The 16,582-nt window shown below is 38.3% G+C and carries 16 protein-coding genes and 1 tRNA gene; 6 read left to right on the forward strand and 11 right to left on the reverse strand.

Features of this window, described 5'->3' with window-relative positions; genetic code table 11:
* The coding region (locus QME58_06750; GenBank protein ID MDI6803530.1) for a hypothetical protein at positions 1-407 on the forward strand (407 nt) is incomplete at its 5' end.
* On the forward strand, positions 397-624 hold the full coding sequence (locus tag QME58_06755; GenBank protein MDI6803531.1) for a T9SS type A sorting domain-containing protein: 228 nt from the start codon (positions 397-399) through the stop codon (positions 622-624). The genes QME58_06750 and QME58_06755, both read left to right, overlap by 11 nt.
* A gap of 177 nt (positions 625-801) precedes the next feature.
* On the opposite strand, the gene pgeF is transcribed toward QME58_06755, so the two are convergent.
* The 8 genes from pgeF to QME58_06795 all read right to left on the reverse strand — a co-directional run bounded on the left by pgeF (position 802) and on the right by QME58_06795 (position 9,789).
* Positions 802-1,542, reverse strand: a complete 741-nt coding sequence (gene pgeF / locus QME58_06760) for a peptidoglycan editing factor PgeF (protein ID MDI6803532.1) — start codon at positions 1,540-1,542, stop codon at positions 802-804.
* Positions 1,539-5,363, reverse strand: coding sequence for an ATP-binding protein (locus QME58_06765; GenBank protein ID MDI6803533.1), 3,825 nt, complete (start codon positions 5,361-5,363; stop codon positions 1,539-1,541). Before QME58_06765 ends, pgeF begins: the two co-directional genes overlap by 4 nt.
* A 6-nt stretch (positions 5,364-5,369) precedes the next feature.
* Positions 5,370-5,789 carry a DUF4783 domain-containing protein gene (locus QME58_06770; GenBank protein MDI6803534.1) on the reverse strand — a complete coding sequence of 140 codons (420 nt, stop codon included), beginning with the start codon at positions 5,787-5,789 and terminating at the stop codon, positions 5,370-5,372.
* Between the two features lie 37 nt (positions 5,790-5,826).
* On the reverse strand, positions 5,827-6,636 hold the full coding sequence (locus tag QME58_06775; protein MDI6803535.1) for a hypothetical protein: 810 nt from the start codon (positions 6,634-6,636) through the stop codon (positions 5,827-5,829).
* A gap of 148 nt (positions 6,637-6,784) precedes the next feature.
* Positions 6,785-8,068, reverse strand: a complete 1,284-nt coding sequence (locus QME58_06780) for a dihydroorotase (protein ID MDI6803536.1) — start codon at positions 8,066-8,068, stop codon at positions 6,785-6,787.
* A gap of 35 nt (positions 8,069-8,103) precedes the next feature.
* Positions 8,104-9,024: an aspartate carbamoyltransferase catalytic subunit gene (locus tag QME58_06785; protein MDI6803537.1), complete on the reverse strand. Its 921-nt coding sequence runs from the start codon at positions 9,022-9,024 to the stop codon at positions 8,104-8,106.
* Positions 9,025-9,055: 31 nt separating this feature from the next.
* Positions 9,056-9,595, reverse strand: coding sequence for a bifunctional pyr operon transcriptional regulator/uracil phosphoribosyltransferase PyrR (gene pyrR, locus QME58_06790; protein ID MDI6803538.1), 540 nt, complete (start codon positions 9,593-9,595; stop codon positions 9,056-9,058).
* 120 nt (positions 9,596-9,715) lie between these two features.
* Positions 9,716-9,789, reverse strand: a tRNA-Val gene (locus tag QME58_06795).
* Between the two features lie 86 nt (positions 9,790-9,875).
* On the opposite strand from QME58_06795, the gene QME58_06800 reads away from it, so the two are divergent.
* The 4 genes from QME58_06800 to QME58_06815 are packed head-to-tail and all read left to right on the forward strand — an operon-like array spanning position 9,876 to position 13,707.
* Positions 9,876-10,322 carry a methylglyoxal synthase gene (locus QME58_06800; GenBank protein MDI6803539.1) on the forward strand — a complete coding sequence of 149 codons (447 nt, stop codon included), beginning with the start codon at positions 9,876-9,878 and terminating at the stop codon, positions 10,320-10,322.
* A gap of 10 nt (positions 10,323-10,332) precedes the next feature.
* Positions 10,333-11,394, forward strand: coding sequence for an aspartate--ammonia ligase (asnA, locus tag QME58_06805; GenBank protein MDI6803540.1), 1,062 nt, complete (start codon positions 10,333-10,335; stop codon positions 11,392-11,394).
* A 5-nt stretch (positions 11,395-11,399) separates the two neighbouring features.
* Complete coding sequence (locus QME58_06810; protein ID MDI6803541.1) at positions 11,400-12,806, forward strand: FAD-linked oxidase C-terminal domain-containing protein; 1,407 nt, start codon at positions 11,400-11,402, stop codon at positions 12,804-12,806.
* A 10-nt stretch (positions 12,807-12,816) separates the two neighbouring features.
* The gene (locus tag QME58_06815) at positions 12,817-13,707 is read left to right on the forward strand and encodes a DMT family transporter (GenBank protein ID MDI6803542.1); all 891 of its coding nucleotides are present in this window, start codon (positions 12,817-12,819) and stop codon (positions 13,705-13,707) included.
* 10 nt (positions 13,708-13,717) lie between these two features.
* On the opposite strand, the gene QME58_06820 is transcribed toward QME58_06815, so the two are convergent.
* The 3 genes from QME58_06820 to QME58_06830 form a co-directional block, all read right to left on the reverse strand.
* On the reverse strand, positions 13,718-14,767 hold the full coding sequence (locus tag QME58_06820) for an XdhC family protein (protein ID MDI6803543.1): 1,050 nt from the start codon (positions 14,765-14,767) through the stop codon (positions 13,718-13,720).
* Positions 14,764-15,366: a nucleotidyltransferase family protein gene (locus QME58_06825; GenBank protein MDI6803544.1), complete on the reverse strand. Its 603-nt coding sequence runs from the start codon at positions 15,364-15,366 to the stop codon at positions 14,764-14,766. Before QME58_06825 ends, QME58_06820 begins: the two co-directional genes overlap by 4 nt.
* Positions 15,367-15,556: 190 nt before the next feature.
* Complete coding sequence (locus QME58_06830) at positions 15,557-16,558, reverse strand: ornithine carbamoyltransferase (GenBank protein ID MDI6803545.1); 1,002 nt, start codon at positions 16,556-16,558, stop codon at positions 15,557-15,559.
* Positions 16,559-16,582 lie beyond the last annotated feature (24 nt).

Consider the following 16,582-nt stretch of genomic DNA (forward strand, 5'->3'; position numbering starts at 1 on the left):
CAGGAACAGCAAAATTAGATTATAGCGAATTAAGCAATAAACTTAATTTGGATTATACACTACATGAATCTGAGTTAATTTCAGCCGAACATACGCGAAACGGAGACGTTACACCTACTTTACAGAATAGCGATGGAAACATTGTAGAGTTAAATCCACAGGAATGGGTTGATTTAGTTTTCACATCCCCACCTTTATCAGAGGGTATGAAACGTTCGTTTATATTTGTATCGCGCGGCAGGTATGAAAAGATTGAAAAGTTAAAAGAAAACTTAGTAATCAAGAAGCAGCAGACAATTTCAAGTGCTGGACAGAATATTCCAACTAAGTACGACTTGCATCAAAATCATCCAAACCCATTTAATCCTGTAACAATCATCAATTATCAATTGCCAATTGCCAATTAACAATTATACAACGCTCAAAGTTTACGATGGTTTAGGTCGTGAAGTAGCCACACTTGTGGATGGGTACAAAGAAGCCGGATATTATGAGGTTACTTGGGATACGATGAATATTCCGAGTGGTGTTTCCGCCAGAGGCGGATACGCCTCAGGCGTATATTTTTACAAACTAACCGCAGGTCAGTTTACATCTGTGAAGAAGATGATCATGATGAGGTAAGTTGAATAAATAGCAAGAATTAAACAGGCTGGGCGACGAGCACTCTTACGATGCCGTAATCCGTAAGAATTCGTTGCCCAAAATTAATGAACCGATTTAACAATCTACAATTAACCATCTGAAATCTAAGCAGTGGTTTTAACCTTGCTTTGTTCTTTGCGTGATTCACGAAAACTGCTATAGAACTAATCCGATTACGCCCATCATCCTACCCGATTTTTCCTTATCGCGGCGGTGCGAATGGAATAAGTTAGCGTTGCATATCGTGCAATATTCGGAAACTTCGATATTCTCTTCACTAACTCCTGCATTTAGCATCAGAGTTTTGGCGTGTTGCTTCAAATTAAGATGCAGCTTTGGATTTCGAACAAGAACCTCTTTCGAAAATCTGTTTGCCACATCTTCACCAACTTCATAACAACATACACTGGCGGCAGGCGCAATATACGAAATCAGGTCTGTGGGAGATGTTCCAAATTCTTCCCTCATCATCCGGATTGCCCGTGATACGATATTCATCTCGCTTCCACGCCATCCTGCGTGCACAGCTCCTATTGATTTCGTTACTGGATCGAACAGGAACACAGGTAAACAATCGGCGGTGCTAATAGTTAAAAAAATCCCTTTTGAGTCAGTAATCAATCCATCGCACGAGTCGTAGCCGCCTTGAACATATACTCTCTGAACTACGCCACCCTGAACTTGTCGAGGTATTGCAAGCTCGTCCAATCCGATTTTCAAGGCGCCAAAAAATCGCTCACGGTTTTCTAAAACGTTCAGCCGTTCATCTCCAACATTGAAGCTCAAATTCATTCCGAATGGTTCCGGGCTAATTCCACCAAGCCGTGTGCTAAATCCAAATTTTATTTCGTTGAACTTTGAAAATTTTTCTGATGCGATTATTACTATTTCACTCATATTGGTAAGGTGATAATAAATGTAGTTCCTGTATCTTTATTTGTAATAAACGAAATCGCTCCACCTGAATCATCAATCGTTTTTTTCACAATAGCTAACCCTAATCCCATTCCGTCGGTTTTTGTAGAAAAGTTTGGTTCAAATATTTTGCTTTTTATTTCGTCTGAAATTCCCTGACCTGTATCGTGAATATTTATCTGAACATTTTTATCAACTTGTTCTACGATAACAGACACAGTCCCCTGTTCATTCATAGCTTGAATCGAATTCCGGATGATGTTAATAAAAGCACGCCGTAATTCTTCTTTGTCTGCGTTCACTCGAAATTCATTTTCAGAGCTATTAAATTTGAAATTAACGTTTTTGTATTGTTCAAAGAGATGGATTGCTTCTTTGAGAATTTCGTTAAGATCGCACTTTTCTATTTTTCGGAATGGCAAACGTGCAAAGTTCGAAAACTCAGAGGCAATTCTTGTAAGTGTTTCGACCTGTTCAGTAATCATCGACACTCCCTTCTTCAATATATCATCAAAATTATCGGCTTTATCTTTATACGCTTGTTGAAGATGTTGTACTGCTAATTTTATTGGCGTAAGCGGATTTTTAATTTCGTGTGCAACTTGTTTCGCCATTTCTTTCCAGGCTAATTCTTTTTCGTATTTTATTAACTCTTCTCGTTTTTGTTTTATTTCGTCAATCATCTCATTGAAGGTCTGTTCAAGTTTACCAAGTTCATCGGTGCGTGTAAATGGTATTTTGTAATCATAATTACCTTCCCCAACCTGTATTGCTGCATCTGTCAACCGGCGAATTGGTTTTGATATTTGTCCAGCGAAAAAGATACCGAGTAAAAATGCGATTAACAATACTACCGTATAAACTCCTAATAAATATGCATTTCGTTCTTGCAAATCTTCCTCGATACTCGCCTGATTGTAAAGTGTAGGAACGGCAATTATTCCCACTAATTGATCTTGCTTATTTATTACAGCTTGATAACCGACTAAATACCCGAAAGTTCCTATCGCTTGCGATTCAACAAAAAAGTGCCTGCCTAATATATTTATGTTGTAGTAAACATCAGGTGAGATTCGTCGATCAATAAGCTCAGCATCAAGCAGTTCCGGTTTACTGCTCGCTACGATTTCACCATTGCTGTATAAACTAAAATCTACTCCTGTGCTGGCAGCAATTTCGGATATCAGTTTATCATCGGGCAAAGGATCGGATTTCAGTGTGTAATATTTTTTGATATGTGAAAGGATTACGTCGGTTTGTTTTTCCAAATTAGTGCGATTTGTTTCGCTTGCCCGTTGTGTTGCAAACTCACGATTGTAGTAACTTATTACTATAATTGGAATTACCGACACCATAATGAAAGCTATCAGCAATTTTGTACGGAAATTGAATTCGAGTTTTCGCTTCCGATAACCAGCTATTCCTACCCACAACATAAAATAAATACTACAACACACTACTAAAAAGAAAAGCAACAACCTTAGAAAATTCAAAACATCACTAACAACACCCCCTCTTTCTCCGCTTATTGCGATATATTTATTTGGTTGATCAACTGCCTTTACGTAAACCATTTCATAATTTTTACTGTCAACTTTTTCTTCAACGAAAAAACTTTTTTGACTTCTCAGCGAGGTATCCGATAAATAAGGCGACCGGTAAACACTCTCGAACTCCCGGTTGGATGTGTATATCCGCCAGTCATTAATATATTCTGAATAAAATAAATTTTTATAATATGGTTTGAAGTCGAACCCTGTGTAAGTTTTTAGGATATCATACGAATCGCTTCGAAATAATTCACCTCGTACGGCAGTAACTTCCATTCGAACGCTTCCTGCGGGAGTTCCATCTTCAAAATATACCGGTGCATTACCAACATAATGTTTTACAAAACCATCCTCGTCTTCCCTGACCATAATCGATCGCGAAGTTGTTATAATTGGTTCCTTCTCAATCGGTTCCATCGAACCGACTTGAAAATTACTTGCAATACGTGAGTCGCCATTAATAATTGTAATCCGACAATTGTAACCTTCGCGACTTAAAATAGTTTTTGCCCATTCAGTGAAAGCATAATTTTTTAAATCATCGTTCGATTTCAGACGATCTGCCGTTTCTTTTGTTGCGATTTGATTTAATGCCTCGTCTATCATAAATGCAATCCAGTTATCTACAGGACGAGCAACTTCGCTTGCATACGATTTTAACTTTGAACGCATATCAATTTGTACGGCTGCGAACAGAAAATAAGCTGCCAACAAAACCGCACTCAAGCTAAACACAAGTGCATTCTTTTGGTTGATTGCTTGACCTCGTATGATGAATTTTTGTGAAAGAATCCCAAGTATTAACAAACCGGATACTATCAAACTTCTTTCGAGGTTAGATGTAAGTGGATTAGGATGAAGTTCGCCGTAAATAAAACTGGCTGCTATAAATATCCCGAAAACAGACAGCCAGCCGAGGTAGTTATTTTTATTCCAATATGAATAAAGAATTAACAAGGTTGAAAGCAAAACAAAAGCTGCCGAAATTAAAAACAAACACAAATACATTATCAACAATACGAAAGGTGGAAATGCAGGATCGATGTAGCTCAAACTTGAATCAAACACCACACTGTGAGTAATAGCCACATATCCTCGTAAAAGAAAAAGAAAAATGAATGAAAAAATAATTGTGATACTTAGCGAGATTACACGGTTTAAATTTAAGTTGTTATTTTGATTAATAAATTTTACGGCATAGTATCCGATATAAACAATGCTGGTGATTAGAATGATTGAGGTAATCAGCAATTCACCTATGGATTTTGCAACACCAAATCCAAAACCCGATGCAAAATATGACGGATCGAATATGCTTATTGGGAACAAGCCGGTTGGAAAATCGATAGCAAGCCAGAGAAACCTAACAATCCATAAAACTGCGACGGCAATCAGCGCCCGGTAGAACAATCTTATGCGTATATGAACAATTTTGAAAGTATAAAATAAAACGAGAAGAGATAAAAATATAATCAAGAATACCCGCACCGATGAAAAATTCTGTTTAACCTCATCTATTACCCCGGCCTTTGTATTTGCCTGCCGGTAACCATAGCCAAGTATGTTTCCATCCAATGCTTTAAACGGAATTGATATTACCCCTTTTTCCTCGCTCGCTTTCGATCTGTTTGAAAAATCGAAACTAACAGGATAATTCAAACTTTGTGTAAATGCTTCTTCGAAAATTTCGGAGCTAATGAAACGATTGCTTAACGGATAATTTACATCGAAAAGTTTCTTAACGAAAACGTACCCTATAGGCAAATCGTTTTTCATAATCGGATGGACAACCAATAGCCAAGAAAAAATCGAACCTTGCTCGATGTAGGAAAATGGTTTTGTTGAGGTTCGATTTAATTTAATATCCGACCCGATGCTTTTCGACCATCCCAATAAATACAATTCGCTATCATAAACTTCGATGCTTCCACCTTTAACTTCAAATATTTTTAGCGATCGAAATAATGCTTGTTCATCGCCACCCGAAACTGCATCTATAATGGATTTATGATTGGTAATTTGGGCTGCTAATGAAGCTGCATAGTTCTGAAATTTTTGAAATTGATTTTGTGTTTGTGAAATTAGCAGTGCTGTTTTTTCTTTTAAAATTGCTCCCCAATTACTCTCAATTGATTTGATAAAAAATTTTTCAACCAAAAAAGAAAGAACAATTATCAACAAAATAAAAAAGACGATATAAATAAATCGTCTTTTAACAAATTGTTTATAAAGCTTAAAAATTAAGTTCGACATCAGGAATTAATAAAAATTAATCTTATCAATCACCCATTTACCGTTTGATTTAGAGAGAGCTGCATATACCTGCACACTTTCGCGGTTACCTTTAATCCGGAATAATGCGCGTCCGGTTGCAAAAGGAATTTCGTCAGCGAAACCGTAAGTAGTAAATGAAAAACCGAGTGGTTTGCGTGCTGTTAAAAAATTCTTGATGATGTAATATGTCTGATTGCTGCTGAAATAACCGCTCTCGCCGCCTCGTATGCTTACATATACCTGTTGTGCGAAATAGCCTGCAAATCTGTCGATTTCGCCTGCATCAACACCCGATTCAATGGCTTTAAATATTTCCCGATTTTTTTCCTGCCCATCCTCCTGCGCCTTGAGGTCCAATGCGATTAGAGTTATCAGTATGAGCGATATGTAAATAATTTGTTTCATCGTTGCTGTGTAAAAATAAAGCATATATACATAAAAGTCAATTCCTTCCTTCGGCGCCTGGCCCAAATTTCAATTCCAGCCGACCTTCAACTACATTACGCTTTAAGTATGGATTCCCTTTTTGCAATTGATACGACCAGTCAAAAACCGCTCTTGTAGATGAGATAGATATAACACGAAACTTCGCATAGTGGTCGTCGTTAGTCCATACAACATAAGTTCTTCCAACACGGAGTATTGCATCTTTAGTTGCCGACCAGCCGCTGCTTGGAGCTTTTGTAATATCATAGAGAGAATTAGTGGCGCCCATATCTTTGATGTCGGTATCATTCCAAACGTTCATATAATATTCGCCGTTGTAATATTCGAAAAATATATCAGTGTATTGATCATTATATTGCCCGATGGTATAAGTTGAAAAGTCGTAGCCGGCGGTTGCCGGACGAGTCCGGTAATCGTTTATTGATACTCCAAATCCTTCGGGGCGTGGCGTAGCAAATGCAACTGCATCGCTCAACTCGCTTTCATTATTTGTATAATCGTATGCTGAAACAGCATAGTAATATGTTGTCCCGTTGCGAGCATCTTTGTCGTTAAAATAATTTCCGCCAGTTGTACCAATCAATTCATACCGTCCGCTGTATGAATAACTTACCCAAACTTTGTAACCTGCCACGTCACGCTCAGGGCTATGATTCCAATCCAAGTACGCTTTACTATCTCGCGCTTCTGTATACAAACCCGATGGGGGTGATGGCGCCTTTGTGTCGGGGACTTCGACATCAATATAGCAGCCGCTTAATAAACTTATTGCAATTCCTGTGAGTAAAAATTTTAATTTTTTCATTTTCGAATCCTTTCATATTAATCTGCTGTGAACATAACTCCCAAATCCTGTGCCAGCACAGGAAGCTCAGAAATACTTATGAAATATTCAAAGTAAGTAACTTTATAAATACGTTTCTGTATAAAAATTTAGACACCTTGCAAATTTATCAATCCGAAAAATGTATCATCCCATTGTTTATGATAGCATAACATTTTCCAATCAAAGTTCTGCCACCGAACGGTGTATTTTTTGATTTTGATTTGAATTTCTTTGCATCCACATTCCATTGTTTTTGTATATCAAGGATTGTAAAGTTTGCTTTTTCTCCGACTATAATTTTTACAGAAGGTAAGCTTAATATTTTTCTTGGATTGATAGAAAATTTTTCAATCAACTGATTGATTGATAATATTTTGGGAATTACTAATTCAGTAATTGCTAACCCAACTGCTGTTTCTAATCCCACTATTCCGAAAGGTGCTTCCAAGAATTCAACTTCTTTTTCATCAAACGAATGCGGTGCGTGGTCGGTTGCGATTACATCTATAGTTCCATCACGCAATCCTTCTCTGATTGCATCCACATCAACTTGCGTACGTAAAGGAGGATTCATTTTAGTGTTGGTATCGAATGTTCGAACAGCATCATCAGTAAGCGTAAAATGATGAGGTGTAACTTCGCAAGTAACCGGAAGATTTTTCTTTTTTGCCTGTCTGATTATTTCAACCGATCCTGCAGTGCTGATATGAGCAGCATGATAAGGTGCGCCAACATACTCAGCAATTCTGATATCCCTATCTATCAAAATTTCTTCGGCAATTGAAGGTATCGGTGGTAAACCGAGGGACGTTGATACAAGTCCTTCGTTCATCACACCCAATTTTGCAAGAGCGCGATCTTCGGAATGTTGGATTATTATTTTACCGAGCATATTCGAGTATTCTACCGCACGGCGCATCATTTCCGGGTTTTCTATCGGTGAGCCATCATCCGAAAAGGCAACTGCACCTGCTTCAACAAGTTCAATCATTGGTGATAGTTCTTTACCTTCACGATTTTTTGTAGCTGCTGCGACAGGGTAAACATCGACTAAACCATTCAAAGCTTTTGCTGATTTTTCTTTAATAAATTTAACCACTGACGCATCATCAATCGGCGGATTTGTATTTGGCATACAGCAAACCGCTGTAAAGCCACCTGTAGCTGCAGCACTTAAACCTGTTTCAATTGTTTCCTTGTGCTCATAACCGGGTTCACGCAGATGAACATGCATATCAATGAAACCAGGGGCAACAATTTTTCCATCCAAATCATACTCTTGAACATTTTCACTCGCTGAAATCTTTGGTGCAATTTTTTTAATAATACCATCAACTATTAATATGTCGGCAACTTGGTCGATGTTTTCAGATGGATCGATTATGTGTGCATTTTTTAATAATATTTTCATTTCTGTTCCCTAAACATTTTTTTTATTCCATTAATTCAGTTTCCGGTTCCAAGCAAATAAAGTACAGCCATTCGGACTGCAACACCGTTTAGCACCTGTTGCAAGATTACGCTTTGTTCCCCGTCAGCAACATCTGCAGAAATTTCGACATCGCGATTTATAGGACCGGGATGCATGATCACCATTGGTTTCATTGCTCTCAACAATCTTTCTTTTGTGATCCCAAAATAATTATGATACTCACGAGTCGATGGTAAAAACGAACTGTCCTGCCTTTCAAGTTGAATACGCAGTACATTCAGGATATCCGCATCTCTGATAGCATCATCAATATTATGGTAAACTTTTATACCTAATTTTTGTATGGCTCGCGGAATCAGAGTTGTAGGACCGCACACAGAAACATTCGCACCCATTGTTTGCATTCCGTAAATATTTGAGAGAGCAACGCGGCTATGCGAAATATCTCCAACAATACAAACGTTTAAACCATCCAACTTTCCAAACTTTTCGCGTATTGTGTACATATCGAGTAATGCTTGAGTTGGGTGTTCGTGAGTTCCGTCGCCGGCATTAATGATGTTAGCGTTCATCACACGACTTAAAAAGAGAGCAGCACCGGGAGATGAATGGCGAACAACAACCATATCAATTTTCATAGCTTCAATGTTGCGGGCAGTATCTTTAAGAGTTTCACCTTTTGCAACACTACTTCCGGCGACTGAGAAATTCACAACATCAGCCGAGAGCCGCCGCTCGGCAAGCTCGAATGATATTCGTGTGCGTGTCGAACTTTCAAAAAATAAATTTACAATAGTTTTACCCTGAAGAGTCGGAACTTTCTTGATTGGCCTTTCTAAAACTTCACGAAAGTTAATTGCAGTATCTAATATTAATTGGATGTCGTCCTTCGACACTCCTTCGAGTCCAAGTAAATGTTTACTTTGTAAAGCCATTGTCGTTCCTAATTTTTTAAATTTCGAATAATCAAACCTTCTGAATCAATAAAACACTATCTTCACCATCAACTTCTTTCAACCGCACTTGGATTTCCTGGTTATCGGATGTTGGCACATTCTTTCCCACGAAGTCGGCTCTTATTGGTAATTCTCTATGACCTCTGTCTATCAAAACCGCAAGTTGAATTGTTTTTGGCCTGCCTAAATCCATTAACTGATCTAATGCCGCACGAATTGTTCTACCTGTAAAAAGGACATCATCAACTAATACAATATTTTTGTCGGTAACATCGAACACAATATCAGTTCCTTTTAAAATAGGCTGCTTAAGTTTTGCGCGCAGGTCGTCTCGGTAAAGTGTTATATCCAACATACCGATAAGCATTTCTTTTTTCTCGATACTCGTAATCAGTTCAGCCAACCGTTTTGCTATAAACTCGCCCCTTGTTTTAATTCCAACCAGTGCAATCGATTCGATACCTTTGTTGTGCTCAATTATTTCATGCGCCAAGCGGGTTAGTGTCCGCTGCATTCCAAGTTCATCAATTAGTTTCGGTTTTGTTTTCATATCCTCTTAAAAATAAAATGCCTCAAGCTCCGCAATTGGAACTGAGGCATGTTCTGAATTTTATTATTTGATTTTTTCATATTTTCCTTTCCTATCTCACTGAATAGGTTTAAAGGTTAGTGGGTGGTATAGGATTTGAACCTACGACCTCACGGATGTGAACCGTGCGCTCTAACCAGCTGAGCTAACCACCCAATTTTCGCTATGCAAATTTATAGAAAATATACCCGAAAGGCAAATATTTGAAAGATAATTATTAAATACATATATTAAATCAAAAATGGAAACTCGTATATTAAAATCTCATAAGAAGATAGCCCTTGTTGCACACGACAACAAAAAAAATGATTTGATAGAGTGGGCGCGATTTAACAGAGGACTACTTGCGGAACATAAATTATTTGCAACGGGAACGACGGGACGACTATTAGAAAATGAACTCAATTTAGAAATTGTAAAATTAGAAAGCGGTCCCCTCGGCGGCGACCAGCAAATCGGGGCGAAGATAGTTGAAGGCGAAATCGATTTTTTGATTTTCTTTTGGGATCCTCTCGAATCACTTTCGCACGACCCTGATATAAAAGCGCTGCTACGATTAACCGTCGTTTGGAATATACCCGTTGCCTGCAACCGCGCAACAGCCGACTTCATAATTTCCTCGCCGTTGATGTCGAACGAGTATGAAAGAGCAATGCCCATTTACGAAGACTATAAAAAACGGATGTAATCGCAAATCCATGCACAAACAAATCATTATTTCAAACGGCAAGCTAACACTCCCAAAAGGATACAAACCTTCCTTAAATTTACGCACTACGGAAGAGGCAATAAAATTCATCAAGGATTTTTTTCAAATTAATTTAGCTAAAGAATTAAATCTAAAAAGAATCTCTGCGCCTATTATCGTATTAAGTAACACCGGTCTCAACGATAACTTAACGGGCACCGAAACACCGGTTAGTTTTAACGTTAAATCGATAAACGAAACGGCTGAAATTGTTCAATCGTTGGCGAAGTGGAAACGTAACGCTCTTGCCGACTATGGATTCAAATACGGCGAAGGACTTTATACCGATATGAATGCCCTGCGCCCGCATGAAATTCCAGATAATTTACATTCAATCTATGTTGACCAGTGGGATTGGGAAAGAATTATTAATGATAAAGAAAGAAATTTAGATTTCTTAAAAACTGTAGTTCGTAAAATCTACAAAGTAATTAAACAAACCGAGAAAAAGGTTTGCAACAAATATGAACAGATAGGACAATCATTCCTCCCGACCAATCTACACTTCATACACAGTGAAGAACTTGAAAGTAAATACCCATCACTTTCGCCACAGGAACGCGAACATGCCATTTGCAAAGAAAAGGAAGCTGTTTTTGTAATCGGTATCGGTGCGAAATTAAGCAACGGTTCACCTCACGACAGTCGAGCAGCCGATTATGATGATTGGTCAACCGAAACTCGAAATGGTTACAAAGGTTTGAACGGCGATATACTTGTTTGGAATCCTGTTCTCGGTCGTGCGTACGAACTTTCGTCGATGGGTATAAGAGTGAATAAAGATACCTTATTACAACAACTACACATTAAAGGTGAAACAGCCAAAGTAAAATTATATTATCATCAGAGATTGTTAAAAGGAGAATTACCTCTGACTATCGGCGGCGGTATTGGACAATCAAGATTATGTATGTTCTTTTTAAGAAAAGCACACATCGGTGAAGTTCAGGCGAGTATCTGGACCAACGAAACAAGAGATATCTGCAAGAAAAATAATATATTTTTGTTGTGAAGCAGATGATGGAATTTAATTACAACAAAATTAAACACTCAGATATAGAAAAGATAAAAGAGATTGTCGGCAGTGAAAATATTTTTACTGAAGAAGAAACAAGAAACATTTACGGCAGCGATGAAACTGAAGATTTCAAATTTCCACCCGAAGTTGTTGTAAAACCAATTGACACACAACAGGTTTCAAAAATTCTAAAATTAGCAAACGAAATTAATATTCCTGTAACTCCGCGAGGTGGCGGCACCGGACTTTCGGGAGGCGCACTTCCGATTTATGGTGGGATATGTCTTTCGATGGAAAAATTTAACCGCATAATTGAGATTGATGAGAAGAATTTTCAAGCTGTAGTCGAGCCGGGGGTGATAACACAAAAATTCCAGGAAGAATTAGAAAGCCGTGGTTTGTTCTATCCGCCGGATCCGGCATCGCGAGGGAGCTGTATGTTAGGTGGCAATTTGGCTGAAAACTCTGGAGGTCCACATGCTGTGAAATATGGAGTTACAAAAGATTACGTGCTGAGTATAGAAGCAGTTTTGCCTACCGGCGAGATAATAAGCACCGGCTCAAGAACTCTGAAAAATGTAAGTGGCTACAATCTAACCCAACTTATTATTGGCAGCGAAGGAACTTTGGCAGTGATTACAAAAATCATAGTTCGTTTAATTCCGCTCCCAAAACTTCGAAAAGTTATGTTAGTAGCTTTCAACTCCATTGAAGATTCCGTGTCGGCAGTTGCGAGCATATTTCAGGAAGGGATAACTCCCGCTGCAATCGAGTTTATGGAGAAGTCGGCAATAAAAGCCACAGAGGAAAAAAATGATAAAAAATTTCCAAACAGCAATGCAGAAGCACATCTTCTGATTGAAGTTGATGGAAACTATGAAGAGATTTTGAATAAAGAAATAGAAACAATTGCCAGAGTAGTTGAACGACACAATTCACTCGATATTTTACTTGCGGAAGATAGACAAAAAGTTAATGATGTTTGGGATTTACGAAGAAGTATAGGTGAAGCGGTAAAATCTATTTCAGCATATAAAGAGGAAGATACGGTTGTTCCGCGTGCACACTTACCTCAGCTCGTGAAAGGTGTGAAAGATATTTGCAACAGATATGGAATTACATCCATTTGTTACGGACACGCAGGTGATGGTAATGTTCACGTGAATATTTTAAAGGATAAACTGGATGATAAAACGTGGGATGCTAATATAGATAAAGCCATACGAGAAATTTTTCAACTGACAGTTTCATTAGGAGGAACAATCTCAGGCGAACATGGTATTGGTTACTCACAAAAATCGTATTTACCGATTGCTCTTTCTGAAATCGAAATAGAATTAATGAAAAAGATAAAACACTTATTTGACCCGAAAAATATTTTGAACCCGGGGAAAATATTCGCATGAAACTCTTTTGATGTCTATTATTGGTGAAATATCTGCATTAATTACAGCATTTTGCTGGTCGGGTTCGTCAATTTCGTTCGCCGAAGCAACAAAAAGAGCCGGGTCGGTATTAGTCAATGTTGCACGTTTGATCGTTGCGGCATTTTTTCTACTAATCACAATTCTAATTGCTCAAATCAGTTTACAACTTTCATCAACACAATATACTTGTTTAGTAGTTAGCGGAATTATTGGTTTAACTTTCGGCGATACATTTCTCTTCAAAGCATATCAACAACTCGGTGCACGAGTAACTTCGTTGATAATGTCGTTTGCTCCGGCAGTGAGTGCTTTGTTGGCATTTATATTTTTAGGCGAGGTTCTGTCAATTCAGGATATCATAGGAATACTTATAACAATCGCAGGTATCGCAATTGTGGTTCTCGAAAAAAATGAAAACGTTTCGCTCAGGCGGACATTTTTTAACATCGGTTTATTGATGGCATTTTTAGGTGCAGTCGGTCAAGGGAGTGGATTAGTCTTCGCAAAAATGGCTTTTAACGAAGGTGATATTAACGGTTTTGCTGCAACTTTTATACGAATAGCTGCCGGTTTAATTACTTTATTTCCGATAGCTTTAATTTCGGGACGATTAAAAAATCCTTTCAAAACATTCTTAGCCGACAAACAAGCTTTTAAATATACAGTGTTAGGTGCGCTGATGGGTCCTTACTTCGGTATAACATTTAGCTTAATCGCAATTTCGCATACGAAAGTCGGTATTGCGGCGACGATTATGGCGATCGTTCCGATATTAATGCTGCCGTTAGTAAAATATTTTTATAAAGAAACAATAACTAAGCGGGCAGTTGTGGGAGCTTTTGTGGCAGTAGCTGGTGTTGCTTTATTATTCTTGTTTTGATTAGTGATTTTCAATTTGAGATTTTTTTGTGGCTCACACTATGAGTAATATTTTTTCTTCTCACACTCACCATTTCGGCAACAATACTCACCGCAATCTCCTCCACCGAAATTGCACCGATGTCTAATCCGACAGGTGCAAATATATTTTTCAGTCTCGATTCGTCTAATCCCTTCGCTATTAGATTTTTGTAAGAAACTAATACTTTCCGTTTACTTCCAATCATCCCGATATATTTTGGTTTGAATTTTAGAATCTGCTCAAGCACTAACTCATCGTAGCTGTGCCCGCGAGTTACGATTATCACAAAAGCTGTTTCTTCGATTTTAAGATGTTCAGAAATATTTCTGAAAGGTAAGCATATCGTTTTGTCAGCCTCCAGAAATTTATCACGGTTGGTGTATTCAATTCTATCATCAACTATAGTAACGCTGAAACCGCACGGGGCAGCAAATTTAGAAACAGCTTTGCCGACATGCCCGCCTCCGAAGATATAAAGCGGTGCCTTTCCCTCGATTGGCTCATAGATGTATAAATCATCTTCAATATTTTGCATCACCGGAATAAATTTTTCTAATACATTTTTAGGGAACGATTTAATTTCACTTAAATTGCCTAACAGCAATCGGTTAGCTTTATCGTATATCGATTTTTCAGAATTATTATCTTTACCAATTTTGGATACGAGTATGGTTTCTAGTCCGGCATCGCATCTCTCAGAAAGTTTTTTGAACAACTGTTGATGCGAAATGTTTATTGGTTCGATTAATACTTTCAGAGTACCGCCGCATATTAACCCGGTTTCTGCGTCGTCGTCATTCAATTCGAAATCCAAAATTACAGCTATATTTTTATCTTGAATTGCAGCCGCTCTTCGCATAACTGCATCCTCGACACATCCTCCGCCGATTGTTCCGGCAATCCGGTTTCCGTCTATGCCGAGCAGCATTTTCGATTGTGCGGGGGCGGGAGTTGAGCCAGACGTCCACACAATTGTCGCAAGCATGCCATGCTGGTTTAACTCAAGGAAATTACATATTTTTTCGAATATACTTTTCATTCAATATTCATTTGGTTAATATATTTTTCAAAAATCTCTGGTGTATCAACATTAATAAGAATCCCTTCTTCCCCGGTAGGAACTTCGATAACTTCATTATGATGTGCCCAGACTACTGCGCGGGCACCAATATCGTGAGGCGCTCGCATTAATTCAGAGAATAAAGAAGATGAAAATATTATAGGGTGGCCTCTCTTTGCATCGAATATCGGTACAACGATCGGTGGTTTTGTTTTCGAGTATGCCTCAATCAGTTTTTTAATCAATTCGGATGAGATTAAAGGTCTATCAATCGGACAAATCATAATCGCATCGCAATCATTGGGTGCACTTTTTATAGCCACTTGTATCGAAGAGAGTTGTCCTTTTTGATAATTCTCATTTATAACGAAATCAATTTTCAAGTCTGGAAGTTGAGCTATGATTTTATCAGAATCATGTCCTAATACGACACTAATTTCATGTAACCCTGCATTTCGCAATGTTGCTACGAGATGTTGAAGAAAAGTCTTCCCTTTAATTTGTAGAAGCGCCTTCGGTGAACCCATCCTTATGGATTCTCCAGCGGCGAGTATAACTCCGTAAATTGATGTATTCATTTGTTATTCTAATAATTTTCTGAAATGGCTAAGTTATGTACAAATATAAAAATTAAAACACATATTAAAAAAAATCAGATAGCAGAAGATAGTTTCTACTATCTGATTACGTTCACTATTAAAATTTAAATTGTTAATTACTAATTGTTAATTTTCAATTGACAATCGACTATTAACTATTGACCATTATTTACATCGTTAAAGCCATAACCGCTTTACAAGTGTGCAAACGATTTTCTGCTTCGGGGAATACACGTGAGTGTGAACCATCAATAACAGCATCGGTTACTTCGTAACCGCGGTCTGCTGGTAAGCAGTGCATGTAGATTGATTTTTTTGCAGTGAGTTTCATTTTTTCTTCGTCGCAAATCCAATTTTTGTATTTCTTCGAAATCTCTAAAGCTTTTTCGGGTGTATGGAAAAGAGATTCAATTCCCCACGATTTTGGATAAACTATATGAGCGCTTTCGAAAGCTTCATCCATATTATCTACTATTTCGAATTTCGTTCCGTTTTCTTTTGCAGCTTTCTTCGCGTATTCAACTTCGCTATCCATCAGTTTGTATTCCGGCGGATGTGCAAGTACTACATCAAGTCCGAAGCGCGGCATCAAAGTTATCAAACCTTGCGGGACGGACATCGGCTTTGCGTAACTCGGTGCATAAGCCCACGACACGGCAATTTTTTTACCGCGTAAATTCTTTCCGAACTCTTCCCGGATTGTCATCAAGTCGGCAAGCGCCTGGAAAGGATGGTCGATATCGCATTGCAAATTCATAACCGGCACATCGGCATGTTCAGCAACTTCCCGCATATACTTGTTGCCTTCGCCCGGAACCAAGTCGTGGCGGATGGCGATTGCATGTCCGTAGCTCGAAAGTATTATTCCCATATCTTTCGGCGATTCACCGTGCGCAACTTGTGAGGTTTCGGCAGAGATAAAGTGAGCGTGACCTCCGAGCTGTGTTAAACCAGCTTCAAACGAGTTTCTTGTTCTTGTCGATTTGTCGAAGAAAAACAAGAAGTTTGTCTTGTCCGGCAGGTAGCGATGTGGCTGACCTTTTCTGAAACGTATTTTTAAATCGGCTGCAACTTTCAGTGCAAGCTCGATTTCTTTTACTGACCAGTCCTTTGTTTCGATGTAATCTTTCCCCCGGACTGTGTTCGGGAGTTTTGGTAGTTTTGTTGGCATTGTGTTTCCTTTAATTTTAGATGA

Source organism: Bacteroidota bacterium, from assembly GCA_030017895.1.
Taxonomy (GTDB): Bacteria; Bacteroidota; Ignavibacteria; order UBA10030; family BY39; genus JASEGV01.